Genomic DNA, 18,009 nt, shown 5'->3' with positions numbered 1-18,009 from the left:
GACCCTCAGGCACCGCGTCGTGCGGTGACAGGGGAGGACGGTGAGCGGTGCGGCCGGGGAGTCGTGAGGTCGTGCTCTGCGCTGTCCTCGTGCTGATCGCCCTCGGGTGGATCGTCACCGGGCTCCGCGCCGACTCCGGCGAGCTGCACGAGGCTCCGGTGGTGCTGGTCGGTCCCGACGTCGTCACGTCGCCGCTCGTGAAGCAGGTCAACGCAGTGCCGGGGCGGCCGTTCTCGGCCGGTGCCGTCGACGACCCGGCCGAGGCGGCGGAGCTGCTGGCCGGCGGTGATGTCGTCGCGGTGCTCGAGCTCGACCTGTCGGGCACGCAGGATCAGCTGCGGCTGGCCGCCGCTCATCGGCCGGCGCTCGCTCGTGCGGTCCGGGCCGAGGTTTCGCGGATCGAGAAGACGCGTGGGAGGACCGTCGCGTTCGTCTCCTCCACCGACCGGCACGAGGCGCGGTCGTTCTCGCCGCTCACCTTCGCGACCGCCCTGGCCGGCTTCCTGCTGGTGTGCGTCGTCTCGCTCGTGTGGGGGCCGCTGGCACGTACGCTTCCTCGACTGCTGGCGCGACTGACCGCCCTCGCCGCGCTGGCGGTGGGAGCGGGCCTCTCAGGCTGGCTGCTCGCCGCGCCGTTGCCGGCGGGGGAGCGGATGCTCCTCGGGTCGGTCCTCGCGGCCACGGTGATCGCCGCAGGGGCGCTGACCTTCGCCTGCGAGGTCATCGGTGGGCTACCGGGCCTGCTGCTCGCGGCCATGGTGATCGTCGCCGGGCCCGTCCCCCTCCTCCTTGCCGGAGACCGGCTGCTGCTCACGGACCCGTGGTCGACCGGCTCCGGCTGGACGATCGCGGGCGCCGCGGAGTCCCTGTCGTGGGCGGCGGTAGGAGACGCTCACCCCGGCATCGCCCAACCGTTGGTGACCATCGTGGGGTCAGCGCTGCTCGGCCTGGTCGTCCTGGTGGCGACCAGGTGGCTGGTGCGAGGGGTCGTCGTGCCCGAGGGCGCTCACCTGTCGGTGGGCAGGTGGCGGGGAAGCCTCGGGGCGGTCCTGGTCTCGGCCACCTGTCTGACGGTGCTGGTGACCGCGGTGACCTCCGCGCTGCACGGCCAGACCGTGCCGCGCCCGCTGCCGAGCCTCGCCTCGACGACCCAGTGCGTCCCCTCGGGCCCGGTCGAGGACGTCGACGACCTCAACCGGATCACCAGGCTGCGCGCGGAGCCCGCCCTCCAGGGCGGCGACGTGGGGGTGAGCGCCGCCCTCGGCGACGGCCGGAGCATCTGGATGTTCGGCGACACCCTGCGGGACAAGGACCTCCCCGGTGCCGGCTTCGTACGCAACTCGATGCTGCTCGTGGAGCCCGACTGCCTGCGCGTCGTCCTCCCGGAGTCCGGCGGCGCCATCATCCCCGACCGCGACGACGGCGTGGGCTACTGGCCGATGTCGGTGACCTCACTGGACAAGCCGGGCTACGCGCTCGTCGTCGTGGCGGCGCAGCGGGTCCGGACGACCGACTCCGAGGACGCCTTCGGCTTCGAGGCCCTCGGACCCGCGATCGCCCAGTTCGTGGTCCCGGACGGGGGAGTCCCGCAGCTGATCGCGGTGACCGATATCGGCGCCGACGACGCCGACACCCGCCGCCCGATGTGGGGCGCCGCGGCGGCGGTCTCGGGGGAGTGGCTCTACCTCTACGGCACCGCCCGCGAGCCCGACCCGCCGCTCGGCACCGGCTTCGCCCTCCATGTCGCCCGGGTGGCCCCGGACCAGGTCGCGGACCCCGACCGCTGGACCTACTGGGACGGCACGAGGTGGAGCAGACGGGCGGGATCCTCGAGCGAGCTGATCCCCGCGACCGACGGCGTCTCCCAGACGCTGAGCGTCTTCGAGCGCGACGGGCGCTGGTACGCCTTCAGCAAGAGCGGCGAGTTCCTGGGCGACGACCTGGTCTTCTGGACCTCGTCGTCACCGACCGGTCCGTTCCGGGCGCAGCCACCGGTCGGCACACTTCCGTCGGGAGTGGCAGCGGGGGAGCTGCGCTACATGCCGCTGGCCCACCCCGACATCCTCGAGCAACCCGGCTCGGTGATCGTCTCCTACAGTCGCAACAGCACCGACCTCGGGGCCGTGCTGCGCAACCCGCTCCTGTACCGCCCGAAGTTCATCCGCCTCGATCTCCCGGACCGCTAGCGCCGCCCCAAGCACTCGTTCCTGGGCTATCGGGTCAGAGCCGCAGTTCGCCGCTCAGGACGCGCTCGGCGATGGCGCCGGTGGCGCAGTCCTCGACGAAGGAACGCGCGCGGATCAGTGCCAGGGCGTCGTCGATGGTGCAGTCGGAGTCGACGGCGACGACGCCGGCCGCTCGGTGGAGCATGCTCACCCCGTCGATGTCGGCCAGGTCGATGGCGTCCGGGGTCTGGCCGACATCGACCGTGCGGGCCAGGAGGAGGGCGAAGGCGTCGGCGGCGCCTTGCAGCGCGTTGCGGCCGAGCATCCGGGCCGGAGGGTTGTAGAGCGTGAGCGCGCCGAGCACCCCGTGAGGTACGCGGACGGGGACGGCGAGGACCCTGCTGATCCCGAGACCGCGCAGCGGCGGTCCGAGGTGGGGCCAGTGGTGTGCGATCTCGTCGCCCTCGTTCAGGATCGGCTGCTGCGAGCTCCAGGCCGAGCGCGACGGTCCCTCCCCGTGCACGAGCTCCAGATCCTGCGCCGTCTCGCCGAGACCGTCGGTGGCCTGAGACCCGGCCGCCGCCCCGTCGCTGGTGAGGAGCAGCAGCGAGACATCGGGTGCCTCCGTCGCCTCCGCGATGGCCGTGACGACAGAGGCGCCGACGGCCTGGGTCGTGACCTGGCGGGCAAGCGACCGGTGGAGCCGGGCGGTGGCGCGGTGGAGCTCCTCGTTGCGACGGTGGACGCCGGCGGCCGCGGCGTGGATCTTGCGCATCTCCGGTGCGCACCTCATCGCGCGCAGCTCGGCCTCGGCGGCGCGTGCAGCCGCCGAGTCGGCGCGGACGTCCTCGGCAGCCGCACGCGTCAGCAGCAGGTTGAGATCCCATCGACCGGAGCGGGCCACCTGGCCAGCCTACGCCTGTGGCGGTGGATCAGGGCCGGTCGATCGGCTCCATGATGATGACGACGCCGCCGGTCTCGCCCACGAGCGGTGAGCAGGTGATCTGGCAGGCCAGTGCGCGGCCCTTGCGGTCGATCGCCGCCACCTCGATCGGGCCGGTGCGGACGTCGTCCGCGCGGGCCTGCTCGACGACGCCGTGGATCTCGGCGACAGGCAGCCCGAAGTCCAGCCGGAAGAACGCCTCGTCCCGCACCTCGTCGGCGCGCAGCCCCCACATGTCCTCGGCGGCGGTGTTCCAGCTGCGCACGGTGAACCGGTCGTCGAGCACGACCACCGCGAGCCCGACGCTGGAGAGCACGCTCTGCAAGAAGGTGCGCGTCTCGTCGAGCTCGCTCGAGCGGATGCGGAGCTCCTCGTTCATGGTCTCGAGCTCCTCGTTGCCCGACTGGAGCTCTTCGTTCGTGGTCTCGAGCTCTTCATTGGTGGACTGGAGCTCCTCGTTGGTGGTCTCCAGCTCCTCCATCCCGGACTGGAGCTCCTCATTGGTGGTCTCGAGCTCCTCGTTGGTGGACTGCAGCTCCTCGTAGGCCGTCTCGAGGTCCTCGCGCACGCGCTTGACCTCGTGCTCGAGCAGCACCTGGGCGGAACAGTCGATGAACGAGATCGAGGCGCCGAGCATCTCGCCGCCCGCGGTGGCCAGCGGCTGCACGACGACGTCGTAGTACTGGGACTCGGTGGTGTCTCCGGTGCGGCGCTCCACTCCGGCGAGCCGGATGACCCGACGCTCGTTGGTCGCCTTCTCGATGACCGAGCGCACCTCCACCGGTCGGTAGGAGATCTCGAGATCGCGGAACGGCCGGCCGATGTCGTGCACGCCGATCCCGAACTGGGTCCGCGCGGTGCTGCTCGCGGAGACCAGCACGCCGTCGTAGTCGATGCCGAGGACGGCGTACGGTGCGACGTCGAGCAGGCTGTCCCGCAGCTGTCGCTTTCGGCCGGTGCCACCGGTGGTGATCTCTGGGTGAGCGGACTCGGCTCGAGGCCGTACGCCCGGTGCTCGTCCCAGGCCGTGCTTGCTGGTGCGCCGAAAGATCCGCTGACGCATGTTCACGGCGCTGAACCGGTCGCTCGAGGTGAGCATCTCGGCCTTGCCGAGGAAGAGGAAGCCGCCCTCGCCCAGAGCGAAGTTGAACCGGTCGATGATCTCGCGCTGGGCCTCGACGTTGAAGTACATCAGCGTGTTGCGGCACACCAGCAGGCTGAGCCGGGAGATGGGCGCATCCCGGGTGATGTCGTGTCGCCCGAAGATCACCCGGCGACGAAGGTCCGGACGGAAGCTGTAGGTGGTGCCGTTGTGCTCGAAGTAGCGCTCTCGCAGTCCTTCGGGCAGGTTCTTCAGCGCTCGCGCGCCGTAGACACCCGCCCGCGCCTGCTGCAGCTCCTCCTCGTCGACGTCGGTGGCATAGATCTTCACCCGGTCCAGACACTCCTGAAGGCCCATGGCCTCGGCGAAGGCGATCGCGAGCGAGTAGGGTTCCTCGCCGCTGGAGCAGCCGGCGCTCCAGACCCGGATCTCCTCCTCGCCCTCGGCGGCGGCGAGGATCTTCGGGATGATCTCCTCCTGGAGGTACGCCCAGGCCTCGGCATCGCGGAAGAAGCTGGTGACGTTGATGAGAATGGTGTTGAAGAGGTAGCTGAACTCGTCGGCGTCGATCTCGAGCCGGTCGCGGTAGTCGGTCCAGCTCTCGACGTCGATGTCGGTCATCCGCTTCTTGATCCGGCGGGCAAGCGATGACCTCTTGTAGCCGGTGAAGTCGAACCCGCGCGCGTCACGGATGAACACCAGCAGCTCCTCGAGCTGCTCATCGATCGGTGACTCGGCGCGTACGCCCTGGTCCTGGGGTGCCTGATCCTGGGGTGCCTGGTCGTCTGTCATCATGCTCTCCGCTGTCTGACCAGCCCGTCGAGGACGCTGGCGATCTCGTCGAGGGGGAGGACGAAGTCCGCCGCTCCGGTGGCCGTTGCGGCCTCGGGCATCCCGGGGAACTCAGCGGTCCCCGGGTCCTCGACGATCACCGTACCGCTACGGTCACTGACCGCGGTCACCCCCATCGAGCCGTCGACCCCGGTGCCCGTCAGCACGCACGCGATCGCGCGGTCGCCGAACGTCGCGGCGACCGACTCGAACAAGAGGTCGGCCGAGGGACGCACGAAGTGGACCAGCTCGCTCTCGGTCAGGGTCAGCACGCCGCCTTCGCGGACCAGGAGGTGGCGGTCGGGCGGCGCGACGTACACGATCCCCGGTGCTGCGCGCTCGCCGTCCTCGGCGAGCTTGACCCGCAGTCGGGTCCGGCGTTGCAGAACCTCGGCGATGACGGTCTCGTGGCGCGGGTCGAGGTGCTGGACGACGAGGAGCGGGACGGGTAGGTCCCCGGCGAAGCCCGAGAGCAGGAGACCCAAGGCGGTGACCCCGCCCGCAGACGACCCGATGGCGATGACATCGAACGCCGTGGATCGCGCCGGGGCTGCCGCAGACACGTCATCGAGCATAGCGCTGTCACCGTGTGCGAGCGGGCCTTCGGCATGGTGTCCGGGACGATCTATCCAGACGCACGTGGGGAGCGTGGCCGAGGTGGCACCGACGACCGCTGCGGACCCGGCCGGTATCCGTTGTTCACGACCGCTTCGGCGATGCTTCTCACCGTGACGCCCCGGCGGCGCGCTTGGTCGCGGAGCCTGCCGAAGGCCTCGTCGGCGCCGATCGACTCGCTGGCGACCAGGACCCCCTTGGCCTGCTCGATCATGACCCTGGAGTCGAGTGCGTGCTGAAGCTGGCCGACGGTGTTCCTCTCGTTGTCCAACCGAGTCGCCGAGGTCAGGAACGCCGAGGTCAGCGTGCCGATGAAGCCGGCGAGACCGAGGTCCTCGCCGGACCAGCGGCGCGGCTTTCGGGAGTAGAGGGTGAGGCTGCCCTCGCCGTCCTCCTGGACGAGGGGGAGGAGGACGTGCGCCATCGCGCGGATGCCGAGACGGTCCGCGACCTCGAGCTCGGCCGTCACCGCGGCGTCGGCGACGGAAACGTGGCGCAGGTCCCGCACCACGGCGACGGTGGCCGTGCGGGTGTCGGCCATCGCCATGAGCCGGTCTCCGAGCAGCGGTGGGACAGGGACGTCTCCCAGCGAGCTGAGCCGGGGTGTGGCCTGTGCGAGCACGGCGTCGTGGGCGTTGCTGAGCACCGCCGCGTCGACGGAGAGGAGACGGCACGTCGCTGCCGTGATCACGTCCAGGTCGCTGGACGGTGACTCGCCTGCGGCGAGCACGGTGACAAGATCGCTCAGGTCCGGCCAGGGCATCTCCGGGTTGCTCACGCTCGCGTCCCTCCCTTCACCCCGATCATGCCCCGTCGGGACGCGTCGCGCCACCCGATCTGTGGTCACCGGGCGGGGTGGGGCTCGTCACGCTGAGCAGGCATCGAGGTGGTGTCCACCGGGGTGAACGGGATATCCCAGTGCGCGACGGACGCGCCGTCCGGGTCGAGCGTGAAGGTGCAGCGTCCACCCAGGTGCTGGGCGCGGTCGAGCATCCCGACGAGATCGAGACCGGCACCGTCACGGCGCTGCCAGGCGCCGCGATCGGAGATCATGACGTCGATGGCGTGGTCGCCGATCGCGATCGTGATGTCGGGCCGGCCGCGGCCCGAACCCGCGGCCGCTGAGACGACCACACCCCCGAGCAGCTCACCCAGGCCCTGGGCGACCGTCGGTGGAAGCCGGTCGAGGTCGCCGTGCACCGAGATGCTCGCGCCGGGGGCCGACAGTTCGGCGCTCGCGTCGAGCAGTGTCTGCAGGATGAGTCCGTTCGCGTCGTGGGTGGCGTCCTGGTCGTCGCGCCGGTCGAGTCCGAACGCCAGTCTGCGAAGGCCCCGGATGATGTCGTCGATGTCGCCGACGGCGTCTCTCAGCCGGTCCCCCGAGGGGCCTTGGACCGAGCTGCTGATCGAGACGAGCTTGAAGCCGAGAGTGAGTAGATGCGCCATCGCGACATCCCGAAGCTCTTCGGCGATGCGCTCGCGCTCCTGCAGAAGGTCTCGGCCGGAATCGCTGGCCGCGGTTGTTGCTGACATCACTGTCCCCTAAGAGCCGAGACATGACGGATCGACTGCCGGGGTCAGGGGCTTTACTCGTGGTCACGGCGGAATCACGAGGTCAACAGCAGGTTATCAGCCGGGCGACGCGATGGACACAGACGCGGCGACTAGTCAGCCACGGCCGCGGCGTACTCCCTTGTAGATGCCCCACCTCACGATCCAAGGCTGCAGGACGGCGGTGATCGTCCACGCGGGGAAGCGGAAGGGTCGTCCGTCGGGCGCGAAGACCTGGAGCCCGTCTCGCTGAACGCCGATCACCGAGCCCCAGCGGCGACGCGGTGGTTGGTAGCTGTCGAGCGGCCTCCCCCGGAGAACTGCCTTGATGTTGCGAGCGAGGAGCCGGTCGGCGCGGTTCCTTGCGGAGGATCTCAGCTCGTCGGTGGCCGCTACATCGCCCACCGCGAAGACGCCGTTCTGCCCCTTGACCTGGAGATTCGGATCCACGACGACGAACCCGCGGTCGTCGAGGATCTCCGCGGGAAGCCAGCCGGTGTTGGGGTGCACGCGTCCGATGGCCCAGAGGACGGCGTCGGCCTTCGCCGGTGGTTGGCCGGTGCTCCACGTGACCGCGTCGCTGGTGATCTCGTCCCCGACGAAGCCGCGCGGAAGCTCGGCGCGATGGCTCGGGTGCAGCCCGACTCCTCTCTCGACAAGACGTCTCTCCAGGCTCTGCCACGTCCTTCGATGGTGCTGGGGGAGGGCGCGCTCGCCCGGGTAGTAGAGGTCGACCTGCTTGTCGGGCCACGTGCCGCTGATGTTGGCCGCACTGCTGACCGCCGCTGCGCCACCGCCGATGACGATCACCGAGGCCGCTCTCCGCAGCTGCTGGTGGACATGCTGAAGGTCGGCATCGATCTGGTCGTCCGTCTGGAAGCCCGGCCTTCTCCAAAATCCGTTGCTGACCCCCGTGGAGATGACCAGCAGGTCGTACGGCTCAGGGCGAGTCGTGCCGTCCGGCCGCTCGACATGGACGGCCCGGTGCGCAAGGTCGAGACCGACGAGAGTGCCGTGAATGGCATCGGCCCGATCGAGTCCGCGGAACCGGTCGAACGAGATCCGGTAGTCGCGCTCCCACTCGGCCGGCCTGCTGACTCGGGCGCCGAGCTCTTGGCCGCTGACCAGCCCTGGCTTGGTGGAGATCCCGACGACGTCGGCGTGCTTCGAGAGGCGTACAGCTGTCAGGACACCCGTGTCGCCGAGCCCCGCGATGACGACCCGCTTGCGCCTCACCCCGCCGCCTTGGGTGGTCTCGGCACGAGGCGGGGCACCCGGTCGATGACGTCTTGGTAGGCCGGCCGCCGCGCGAGACTGCGCTTCTCCATCATCGGGATGCTCGCACCCAGGAACATCGCCGTCATCGCGACGGTGCCGGCGAACAGCCACCACCAGCTGTCAGGCGAGGCGGCCAGGCCGAACAGAGCGAGGGAGAACCAGAAGCTGATCTCTCCGAAGTAGTTCGGGTGCCGCGACCAGCCCCAGAGTCCGCGGTCCATCACCTGGCCCGGTTGGCTGTCGCGGGTGAACCGGTGCATCTGAAGGTCTGCGCCGAACTCCAGAGCCACGGCACCCAGGCCCAGCGCGCAGGCGGCGATGTCGAGCCAGCCGACGTCCTGACCCGTGTGGGTGACCGCGACGTAGATCGGCAAGGATCCCAAGAAGACCTGGAGGGTCGGGATGAGGTGGATCGCGACGAGGTCCACGATCACCGCGAATCTGCCGGCCCGTTCGCGAAACAGCGGGTAGCGCCAGTCCTCGTGATGGAGCCCGGGGAACGCGTACGCCCAGTTGCCGGTCAGCCGGATCGACCAACAGAGGACCACCAGAGCTACGAGGATGACGCGGACGTCGGGGGCGTCCTCGCCGGCCGAGGCCCACCAGTAGAGAAGGAGAAGTGGAGGAACGACGCTCCAGTACGCGTCGTAGAAGCTGGAGTTCTTGTGCAACCGGCTTGCACCGAAGATGACGAGCGTCGCGAGGACGTCTGCGATCAGGGTGTCGAGCCACAGGTGAGGCGTGTCGGGTCCCCAGATCAGCCAAGCCGTAGCCACAGCGAGGGCGATGACGTACGCCGCGGCGACGCGGACGAGAGACTCTGACTTGCTCACCGCTCGAAGGTAGTGGACCTTTCGAAGAATTGGAACATGTTCTAGCTGTGTCGAGTGGTCAGGCGTCAGCGGGCGAGCGTGTGGAGCAGACCGGTGACCGCGGCCGCGGCGGCGTCGGCATCCTGGGCGCGGATCGCGTCGAAGACGGCGACGTGCTCGTCGGCGATCTCGGTGGTCTCGTCGTCGAGGTGGATGGTCGCGCGCAGGGTGTCCTCGAAGCCGGCGTAGAGCTCGATGAGGAGCGGGTTGTGGGTCGCGGTGACCACGCCGAGGTGGAACTCCGCGTCTGCCTCCGCGAAACCGTCGGCGTCCCCGGCCGCGACGGAGGCTGCGCGGCGTTCCATGATGGCGGTCAGGGATCGCAGGTCGTCCTCGGAGCGGCGCTCGGCAGCAAGTGCCGCGGCGCGGGTCTCGATCGCATGGCGGACCTCGAGGACGTGTGTCAGGTCGACCCGGCCGACCTGGCGCCTCATCATCGCGGCGACCTCGTTGGAGGCGGCGACGTACGTCCCGTCCCCGCGCCGCACCTCCAGCACCCCGGTGTGGGCCAGGGCTCGCACGGCCTCGCGGACCGTGTTGCGGCTGACGCCGAGCGCGGCGGCGAGCTCCGGCTCGGGCGGGATGCGGGTGCCGACGGCCCACTCGCCGTCGGTGAGGAGCGCGCGCATGCCGTCGATCGCCTGGTCGACCAGGGAGCGAGGCGTGGTGGTCGAGAGCGGCACGATGCCGTCCTTTCATCCAATCATCCGATGTCTGGCATCCTAGTGGGCGTGAAGTCGCGTCTCCAGTCCCGCCCCGAGTCACCGCCGTCGAACACCGCCGTTCGGTCGACGGCATGGCTGCTGATCGCGGTCCTGCTGGTGGCCGCGAACCTGCGCGGGGGCATCACGTCCCTCGGCGCCCTGCTCGACAGCCTCGACGGGCTCTCGGCCGGAACCAGATCCTTCCTGACGTCGCTGCCGGTGCTGTGCTTCGCGGTCGTCGGCGCGACCGGGATGACGCTCGCGCGCCGGCTCGGCGTGCACCGTGGCATCGGCGTCGCGCTCGGCCTGCTCGTGGCCGGCCTGCTGGTCCGGGTGGTCGGTGACCCGTGGCTGCTCCTCGTCGGCACGTTCGTCGCCTGTGCCGGCATCGCGCTGGCCAACGTGCTGCTTCCTGCGGTGGTCAAGGAGGGCTTCCCGAACCGGGTCGGCGCGGTCACCGGCGCCTACAGTGCAGTGATGTCCCTGGGTGCGGCGATCGCGGCCGGGGTCACGGTGCCGATCGCCCACGCCGCTGGGAGCTGGCGGGTCGGTCTCGGCGTCTGGGCGCTGCTCGCCGTCCTGGCCCTGCTGGCCTGGGTGCCGCACCTGAGGGAGCGTGACCTGCGCCGCGGTGGCGGGCCGCGGGTGTCGCTGTGGCGGGAGCCGGTCGCGTGGGCCGTGACCGTCGTCTTCGGCACCCAGTCGCTGTTCGCGTACGTCGTGATGAGCTGGCTGCCCAGCATCTACGCCGACGCCGGCTTCAGCCACGCGACGGCAGGGCTGCTGCTCGCGGTGAGCATCCTGGTCGGCGTACCCGTGTTCTTCCTGGCGCCGACGCTCGCGATCCGGTCGCCCCAGCAGGGCCACCTGGTCGCGGTCCTGACCGCGCTGCTGGCGATCGGGTTCGCCGGCCTCTGGCTCGCTCCCGTCGCCGGCGCCTGGCTCTGGGCGGTGCTGATCGGCATCGGCGGCGCGGTCTTCCCGGTGGTGCTGACCCTGTTCAGCATCCGCACCGCGACCACCGCCGGCACCACCGCGCTGTCCTCGATGGCCCAGAGCATCGGCTACCTGCTCGCCGCCGGCGGCCCCTTCCTCGTCGGCCTGCTGCGCGAGTCCACCGGCTCCTGGTCCGTCCCGATCGCGCTCCTGCTCGGCCTCGCGGTCGTCCAGGTCTGCGCCGGGTACGTCGCGGGCCGCCCCGTCGACATCGGAGACCCGGATGACACGGTGCCGTCCTCCCGGCACGACCGCTGACGGGCGGCAATACTGCTGGGCATGACAGTGACTGCGGAGCGGACGGATCGGGTCGGACTCTCGGTGGTGGCGGCGGTGGTCGTCGTGGTGGTGGAGGCCGCGCGGCTGCTGCTCCTGAACCGGCTTCGGTGGGAGCTCGGCTATCCGGAGACGTACGCGGTCCAGGGTGTGCTGTTCACGCTGGTCTACCTGACGTACGCGGCGGTGCTGGTCTGGCGCGGACGAACGTTCGTTCGCCGGATCACGGCCCCGCTCCTTCTGCTCGTGCCCTGGCTCTTCGATTCCTTCTGGCTCGTGATGAGCTTCCTGATGGCGCGCGGGCCGTTCGACCTGCCGTCTGGTGAGTGGTGGCTGTGGATGATCCGGCTGCAGATGGTGGTCACGGTGCTGTGCCTGACGGCCGCGTGGGGGATCGCGCGGCGCCGGGGCTACCTGTGGCTGGTCGGGCTGGTCGTGCCCGGGGTGCTGATGTTGGTGTGGATCAGGTGGGCGGACCGGGCCTGGGAGACGCTGGGTGGTCAGCCGGTGGTCTCCGACCTCTTCATGATGGTGTCCACCGTGGCCATTCCGCTCATCGGCTGCCTGGCCTGCTGGGGCGTCGAGGCCCTGTCGCGGACGGCTCGACCGGCCCAGGTCGCGGCTGCCTGACAGCTATCTCGCGGCCGGCGGATTCTTTGCCTTCTTGGGCAATTCAGGGTCGATCGGGGCGACCCGGACCCCGAGCGCGGAGTGGGCGTAGCTGGTCAGCTGCTGCTCGGCCCGCTCCAGGGTCAGCGACGAGTTGTGGGCGAGCAGGTGGAGGCCGAAGGCGTCCTCGAGGGCGACGAAGTTGCGGGCGATCGCCTCGGCCGAGTCGGTGAGCGTGAAGACGCCGGTCGCGTGTCCGACCTCGAGCACGGCGACGTAGAGCGAGACCTCGCGGTCGAAGAGCAGCGTCATCAGGGTGGCGTGCATCGGGCTGCGGCTCGCGTTGACCGAGATCTCGTCGAGGACCTGGCTCAGCAGGAGGTCCTCACCTCGGGGAAGACCCGAGTACATCAACCGGCCGAGCTTCTCGGCGGGGGAGAGGTCACCCTCGATCGCCCGCTGCCTCGACCAGTAGTAGCGGTCGGTCGCGGCCTGGTGGGCGGCCTCGATGAGGCCGTCGAGCTCGGGGTAGTAGTAGGCGATCAGGCGCGGTGAGATGCCGGCCTCGGCGGCGATGTTCTTCATCGTGGCGCCGGCCAGGCCGTGAGTGCCGATCACGGTCAGCGTTGCCGCGGTCAGGTGTTCGCGTCGGGCGGCCTGGTCCTTGCGTCGAGCCATGCTCAACCGTAACGCCTATGTGAAATCTGTGGGCAGAAGATTGACACCCGGTGTGGCGAGGCTCATATTTGCGGTGAAGCGCAAAGAAAGGACTTGCACGTGCGAACCCACCAGGACTGGCTCGACCTAGCCGCCGAGGTCCGCCCACGGACACAACCATTCGTCGGGGGCCGTTCCGTCGACACCGCGGAGGGCTCCTTCGAGAACCGCAACCCCGCCACCGGCGCCCTGCTCGCCGAGGTCGCCGACGCCGGCGCCGCGGGTGTCGACGCCGCCGTGCGGGTGGCTCGGTCTGCGTACGACGACGGCGGGTGGTCGCGGGCGGGGGTCGGATTCCGTCGCGAGCGGATGCTCCGCTTCGCCGACCTCCTCGCCGACCACGCGGCCGAGCTGGCCGTCCTGGACGCACTCGACATGGGCAAGCGGGTCGTGGACGCCTACGACCTGGACCTGCCGTTCTCGGTGAACCTGTTCCGCTACTACGCCGAGGCGATCGACAAGATCAACGACGAGGTGGCGCCGACCCCGCCGGGCACCACCGCCCTGATCCGCCGGGTCCCGCTCGGTGTCGTCGGCGCGGTCGTGCCGTGGAACTACCCGGTCGACATGCTCGCCTGGAAGGTCGCGCCCGCGATGGCCGCCGGCAACAGCGTCGTGCTGAAGCCCGCCGAGCAGTCGCCGTCCTCGGCGCTGCGGATCGCCGAGCTCGCCGCCGAGGCCGGGATCCCCGACGGCGTCCTCAACGTCGTCCCCGGCCTGGGGGAGACCACCGGCCGCGCCCTCGGCCTGCACCCCGACGTCGACGTGCTCGCCTTCACCGGCTCGACCGAGGTCGGCGCCTACTTCCTGGAGTACGCCGGCCAGTCCAACCTCAAGCAGGTCTGGCTCGAGTGCGGCGGCAAGAGCCCCCACGTCGTCTTCGCGGATGCCGAGGACCTCGCCGCCACCGCCAAGCAGACCGCCTTCGGCATCTGGTTCAACCAGGGCGCGGTCTGCTCGGCGCACTCCCGCGTCCTGGTCCAGCGCGAGGTCCACGAGGAGTTCGTCGACCTCGTCGCGAAGGAGGCCGAGGCGTACGCCCCCGGCGACCCGCTCGACCCGGCCGCCGGGATGGGCGCGATCGTCTCGCCCGAGCAGACCGACCGGATCATGGAGTTCGTCGACGGCGCCCGCGACTCCGGAGCGCGTCTGGTCACCGGCGGCGAGCGGGTCACCCGCGACGGCAGCGACTGCTACGTCCAGCCCACCGTCTTCGACGGCGTCGACCCGGCCTCCACCCTCGCCCGCGAGGAGGTCTTCGGTCCGGTCCTGGCGGTCACCGCCTTCGACACCGAGGACGAGGCCGTCGCGCTCGCCAACGACACCGCGTACGGCCTGGCCGCCTCGGTCGCGACCAGCAACCTCGGCCGTGCGCACCGGCTCGCCGAGCGGATCCACGCCGGCACCGTGACCGTGAACGGCGTCGACGCCTTCAGCGCCTGGACCCCGTTCGGCGGGTTCAAGGGCTCCGGCTTCGGGCGCGACCTCTCGCTGCACGCCCTCGACAAGTACGTCGGTCTCAAGACCGTCTGGATCAACCACTGACCTGCCCGCACCAACAGGGACATCAACCATGACGCAGACCAACCAGCCGACCGCGCTCGCGGCCGAGCAACAGTCACATCTCCGCAAGTCGCTGCGACGCTTCGACATCGTCTTCCTGCTCATCGCCGCCGTCGTCGGCCTCGAGACCCTCGGGCAGGTCTCGCTCTACGGCGCCGAGGCGTTCACGTGGGCGCTCGTGCTCGCGGTCTTCTTCCTCGTGCCGTACGGCCTGATCTTCGCCGAGACCGGTGCCGCGTTCAGCGAGGAGGGCGGGGCCTACACCTGGGTCCGGGACGCCTTCGGGCGCCCGGCGGCCGCGGTGGCCGCGATCCTGACCTGGATCACCCAGCCGGTGTGGGTCGGTGGCTCGATGGCCTTCCTCGCCGCCGAGACGGTGAGCACCTACATCACCCCGCTCGAGCACGGCTCGCTCGGCGACTACCTGTTCAAGATCGTGTTCATCTGGATCACCGTGGTCGCGGCGATCGCCAGCCTCGCCAAGGGCAAGTGGCTGCCGACCAGCGGCGCGATCCTCAAGGTCGCCCTGCTCGCGTTCTTCGTGCTGACCACGGTCATCTACGCCGCGAAGAACGGCGTCGTCGACCTCAGCGGAGGCGACTTCAGCCCGACCCTGCTCGGCCTGTTCGGCTCGGTGCCGATCCTGCTCTTCGCCTACCTCGGCTTCGAGTCCTCCAACAGCGCCGCCGGTGAGATGGAGAACCCGGCCCGCGACGTACCGGTCTCGATCTTCCGCTCCTGCGCGACCGCCGCGGTCTGCTACCTGGTGCCGATCTTCGCGATCCTGCTCGTCGTCCCCAGCGACGACATCACCGGCATCGGCGGCCTTCTCGACGCCGTCGGCACGGTCTACTCCGTCTACGGCGCCGCAGCGGAGCCGCTGCTCACGCTCACCGCCGTCGTCTTCGTCTACATCCTGATGAGCCAGGGCGCGGCGTGGATGATCATCTCCGACCGCATGCAGGCGATGACCGCGGCCGACGGCTCCTTCTTCGGCGGCTTCTTCGGCCGCTTCCACGAGGGCCTCGGTACGCCGGTGCGGGTCAACATGCTCTCCGGGGTCGTGGCCACGGTGTTCCTGCTCGTCGCGATGCAGGTCACCGGCGACGGCGCCTCGATCTTCGGTGTCGTCCTGACGATCTCGATCTCGACCTTCCTGCTCAGCTACCTCCTGGTCATCCCGGCCGCGATCCGGCTGCGCACCCGCTACCCCGACCGTCCGCGCCCGTTCCGGGTCCCCGTCTCCGACCGCGGCTTCGCGGTGCTCGGCTGGCTGGCCTTCGCCTGGGTCCTGCTCGGCTCGTGGGTCGCGGTGTTCCCGGGCACCCTCGAGCGGCTGTTCGGCGAGGCGTACCCGTTCAAGGAGATCTGGGGCGTGAGTCAGCTGACCTTCGAGGTCTTCACGCTCGGCACCCTCGGCTGCCTGCTGCTGCTGTGCGCCGTCGGGTACGTCCGCGGTGCCCGCGTCCGCGCCCAGGTCGGTGCCCCCGTCCCGTCCGTTCCTACCGAGGAGACCACTCGATGAGCGCGTACGACATCCTGTTCGAGCCCGTGCAGATCGGGCCGTTCACCACGAAGAACCGCTTCTACCAGGTGCCCCACTGCAACGGCATGGGCTACCGCGACCCCAGCGCCCAGGCGGCGATGCGCAAGATCAAGGCCGAGGGCGGCTGGTCGGTCGTGTGCACCGAGCAGGTCGAGATCCACGCGACCTCCGACATCGCGCCGTTCATCGAGCTGCGGATCTGGGACGACCAGGACCTGCCCGCGCTGAAGCGGATCGCCGACGCGATCCACGAGGGCGGCGGCCTGGCCGGCATCGAGCTGGCCCACAACGGGATGAACGCGCCGAACCAGCTCAGCCGCGAGACCCCGCTCGGGCCCGCGCACCTCCCGGTCGCGCCCGACACCATCGCACCGGTCCAGGCCCGGGCGATGTCGCTGCAGGACATCGAGGACCTGCGGCGCTGGCACCGCAATGCCGTACGCCGCTCCCTCGAGGCCGGCTACGACGTCGTCTACGTCTACGGGGCCCACGGCTACGGCACCCCGCACCACTTCCTCTCGCGGCGCTACAACAACCGCACCGACGCGTACGGTGGCTCGCTCGAGAACCGGATGCGGCTGCTGCGCGAGCTGATCGAGGACACCATCGAGGAGGTCGACGGCCGGGCCGCGGTGGCCTGCCGGATCACGGTCGAGGAGGAGATCGACGGCGGCATCACCCGCGAGGACATCGAGGGCGTGCTGCGCGAGCTCGGTGAGCTGCCGGACCTGTGGGACTTCGCGATGGGCAGCTGGGAGGGTGACTCGGTCACCTCCCGGTTCGCGCCCGAGGGTCGCCAGGAGGAGTTCGTCGCCGGGCTGAAGAAGCTGACCTCCAAGCCCGTCGTCGGCGTCGGCCGGTTCACCTCGCCGGACGCGATGGTGCGCCAGGTCAAGGCCGGGATCCTCGACCTGATCGGCGCCGCACGCCCCTCGATCGCCGACCCGTTCCTGCCGAACAAGATCCGCGACGGCCGGCTCAACCTGATCCGCGAGTGCATCGGCTGCAACATCTGCGTCTCCGGCGACCTCACCATGTCGCCGATCCGCTGCACCCAGAACCCGAGCATGGGGGAGGAGTGGCGCCGCGGCTGGCACCCGGAGAAGATCCGGGCCAAGGAGAGCGACTCCCGCATCCTCGTCGTCGGTGCCGGTCCCTCCGGCCTGGAGGCCGCTCGGGCGCTCGGGGTCCGGGGCTACGACGTCGTGCTGGCCGAGGCCGGTCGCGACCTCGGTGGCCGGGTCACCGCAGAGTCGAAACTGCCGGGTCTCTCCGCGTGGGGCCGGGTCAAGGAGTACCGCGAGGCCGTCCTCGCCGAGCTCCCCAACGTCGAGATCTACCGCGAGAGCCCGATGAGCGGTGAGGACATCGTCGAGTTCGGCTTCGAGCACGTCATCACCGCGACCGGCGCCACCTGGCGCACCGACGGTGTTGCGCGCTTCCACACCACCGCGATGCCGATCGCCGAGGGCATGCAGGTGCTCGGTCCGGACGACCTCTTCGCCGGCCGGCTGCCTTCGGGGAAGAAGGTGGTCGTCTACGACGACGACCACTACTACCTCGGCGGTGTCCTCGCCGAGCTGCTCGCGCAGAAGGGCTATGACGTCTCGATCGTCACCACCGGCTCGCAAGTCTCGTCGTGGACCAACAACACCTTCGAGGTCAACCGCATCCAGCGTCGCCTGATCGAGAACGGCATCACCCGGGTCACCGACCACGCGTTGACGGCTGTCGGGGCCGGCGGCGTGACCGTACGCGACACCTACGCGGGCATCGAGCGCGAGCTCGACTGCGACGCGGTCGTCATGGTCACCGCCCGTCTGCCGAAGGAGGAGCTCTACCTCGACCTGGTGGCCCGCCGTGACGCCGGCGAGATCGCCTCCGTACGCGGCATCGGCGACTCCTGGGCCCCCGCCACGATCGCCGCCGCCGTGTGGTCCGGTCGCCGCGCCGCCGAGGAGTTCGACGCCGTCCTGCCCTCCAACGACGAGGTGCCGTTCCGGCGCGAGGTCACCCAGCTGGCCTGAGGCGCAACCACGCCAGCTGGGCACAGATCCGCACCCCGGTCTCCTCGTGAGGCCGGGGTGCGGTGCGTACGCCGCCGACTCGGCTCGTCCTGACCGGTTTCGTCGTCGAGTCGGCTGGTCCTGACCGGGGTGGTCGTCGAGTCGGCGCGTTAGGACGAGCCGGCTCGGCGTTGTTTCTGGTCAGCACGAGCCGACTCGGCGTTGTTTCTGGTCC

The 18,009-nt window shown here is 70.2% G+C and carries 15 protein-coding genes; 6 read left to right on the top strand and 9 right to left on the bottom strand.

The annotated features are described in order from the left end of the window. The first annotated feature begins 71 nt into the window (after positions 1-71). Positions 72-2,186 (top strand): hypothetical protein, encoded by a 2,115-nt coding sequence (locus ACFU7D_RS01800; protein WP_378862512.1) that lies wholly within the window; start codon positions 72-74, stop codon positions 2,184-2,186. Positions 2,187-2,220: 34 nt separating this feature from the next. Here the strand turns inward: ACFU7D_RS01800 and ACFU7D_RS01795 are convergent, their stop codons facing one another. The 8 genes from ACFU7D_RS01795 to ACFU7D_RS01760 all read right to left on the bottom strand — a co-directional run bounded on the left by ACFU7D_RS01795 (position 2,221) and on the right by ACFU7D_RS01760 (position 10,040). Continuing rightward, positions 2,221-3,069, bottom strand: coding sequence for a GAF domain-containing protein (locus ACFU7D_RS01795; protein WP_378862509.1), 849 nt, complete (start codon positions 3,067-3,069; stop codon positions 2,221-2,223). Positions 3,070-3,097: 28 nt separating this feature from the next. Continuing rightward, on the bottom strand, positions 3,098-5,002 hold the full coding sequence (locus tag ACFU7D_RS01790) for a CheR family methyltransferase (protein ID WP_378862507.1): 1,905 nt from the start codon (positions 5,000-5,002) through the stop codon (positions 3,098-3,100). Then, positions 5,002-5,604, bottom strand: coding sequence for a chemotaxis protein CheB (locus ACFU7D_RS01785; protein WP_378862504.1), 603 nt, complete (start codon positions 5,602-5,604; stop codon positions 5,002-5,004). The genes ACFU7D_RS01790 and ACFU7D_RS01785 overlap by 1 nt, the downstream gene beginning before the upstream one ends. A 62-nt stretch (positions 5,605-5,666) precedes the next feature. After that, positions 5,667-6,434, bottom strand: a complete 768-nt coding sequence (locus ACFU7D_RS01780; protein ID WP_378862501.1) for an ANTAR domain-containing protein — start codon at positions 6,432-6,434, stop codon at positions 5,667-5,669. 65 nt (positions 6,435-6,499) lie between these two features. After that, complete coding sequence (locus tag ACFU7D_RS01775; RefSeq protein WP_378723746.1) at positions 6,500-7,189, bottom strand: sensor histidine kinase; 690 nt, start codon at positions 7,187-7,189, stop codon at positions 6,500-6,502. A gap of 135 nt (positions 7,190-7,324) precedes the next feature. Further along, complete coding sequence (locus ACFU7D_RS01770) at positions 7,325-8,443, bottom strand: FAD-dependent oxidoreductase (RefSeq protein ID WP_378862497.1); 1,119 nt, start codon at positions 8,441-8,443, stop codon at positions 7,325-7,327. Next, positions 8,440-9,318, bottom strand: coding sequence for a DUF1295 domain-containing protein (locus tag ACFU7D_RS01765; RefSeq protein WP_378862494.1), 879 nt, complete (start codon positions 9,316-9,318; stop codon positions 8,440-8,442). The genes ACFU7D_RS01770 and ACFU7D_RS01765 overlap by 4 nt, the downstream gene beginning before the upstream one ends. A gap of 65 nt (positions 9,319-9,383) precedes the next feature. After that, entirely contained in the window at positions 9,384-10,040 is a 657-nt protein-coding gene (locus ACFU7D_RS01760) for a FadR/GntR family transcriptional regulator (RefSeq protein WP_378862491.1), read from the bottom strand. Positions 10,041-10,088: 48 nt separating this feature from the next. Between ACFU7D_RS01760 and ACFU7D_RS01755 the strand changes: the two genes are divergently transcribed. Together ACFU7D_RS01755 and ACFU7D_RS01750 are read left to right on the top strand one after the other, a co-directional pair. Next, positions 10,089-11,315: a CynX/NimT family MFS transporter gene (locus ACFU7D_RS01755; protein ID WP_378862488.1), complete on the top strand. Its 1,227-nt coding sequence runs from the start codon at positions 10,089-10,091 to the stop codon at positions 11,313-11,315. Positions 11,316-11,336: 21 nt separating this feature from the next. After that, entirely contained in the window at positions 11,337-11,963 is a 627-nt protein-coding gene (locus tag ACFU7D_RS01750; RefSeq protein ID WP_378862484.1) for a hypothetical protein, read from the top strand. 3 nt (positions 11,964-11,966) lie between these two features. Here the strand turns inward: ACFU7D_RS01750 and ACFU7D_RS01745 are convergent, their stop codons facing one another. Further along, positions 11,967-12,620: a TetR/AcrR family transcriptional regulator gene (locus tag ACFU7D_RS01745; RefSeq protein ID WP_378862481.1), complete on the bottom strand. Its 654-nt coding sequence runs from the start codon at positions 12,618-12,620 to the stop codon at positions 11,967-11,969. A 99-nt stretch (positions 12,621-12,719) separates the two neighbouring features. Between ACFU7D_RS01745 and ACFU7D_RS01740 the strand changes: the two genes are divergently transcribed. The 3 genes from ACFU7D_RS01740 to ACFU7D_RS01730 are packed head-to-tail and all read left to right on the top strand — an operon-like array spanning position 12,720 to position 17,795. After that, a complete protein-coding gene (locus tag ACFU7D_RS01740) occupies positions 12,720-14,204 on the top strand; it encodes an aldehyde dehydrogenase (protein WP_378862478.1) in 1,485 nt (494 codons plus the stop codon). A gap of 28 nt (positions 14,205-14,232) precedes the next feature. Beyond that, the gene (locus ACFU7D_RS01735; protein WP_378862475.1) at positions 14,233-15,747 is read left to right on the top strand and encodes an APC family permease; all 1,515 of its coding nucleotides are present in this window, start codon (positions 14,233-14,235) and stop codon (positions 15,745-15,747) included. Continuing rightward, positions 15,744-17,795, top strand: a complete 2,052-nt coding sequence (locus ACFU7D_RS01730) for an FAD-dependent oxidoreductase (RefSeq protein WP_378862472.1) — start codon at positions 15,744-15,746, stop codon at positions 17,793-17,795. Before ACFU7D_RS01735 ends, ACFU7D_RS01730 begins: the two co-directional genes overlap by 4 nt. Positions 17,796-18,009: the final 214 nt, after the last annotated feature.

The sequence above is a fragment of the Nocardioides sp. NPDC057577 genome, from assembly GCF_042801335.1.
In the GTDB taxonomy this organism is placed as follows: Bacteria; Actinomycetota; Actinomycetes; order Propionibacteriales; family Nocardioidaceae; genus Nocardioides.
The sequence above is the reverse complement of the archived record's forward strand: the minus strand, read 5'-3'. Positions and strand labels throughout refer to the sequence as shown.

Bases quoted from the DNA above. Each gene is read 5' to 3' on its own strand.
- ACFU7D_RS01790 (WP_378862507.1), bottom strand. From the start codon at position 5,002: ATGACAGACGACCAGGCACCCCAGGATCAGGCACCCCAGGACCAGGGC.
- ACFU7D_RS01775 (WP_378723746.1), bottom strand. From the start codon at position 7,189: ATGTCAGCAACAACCGCGGCCAGCGATTCCGGCCGAGACCTTCTGCAG.
- ACFU7D_RS01750 (WP_378862484.1), top strand. From the start codon at position 11,337: ATGACAGTGACTGCGGAGCGGACGGATCGGGTCGGACTCTCGGTGGTG.
- ACFU7D_RS01745 (WP_378862481.1), bottom strand. From the start codon at position 12,620: ATGGCTCGACGCAAGGACCAGGCCGCCCGACGCGAACACCTGACCGCG.
- ACFU7D_RS01735 (WP_378862475.1), top strand. From the start codon at position 14,233: ATGACGCAGACCAACCAGCCGACCGCGCTCGCGGCCGAGCAACAGTCA.
- ACFU7D_RS01730 (WP_378862472.1), top strand. From the start codon at position 15,744: ATGAGCGCGTACGACATCCTGTTCGAGCCCGTGCAGATCGGGCCGTTC.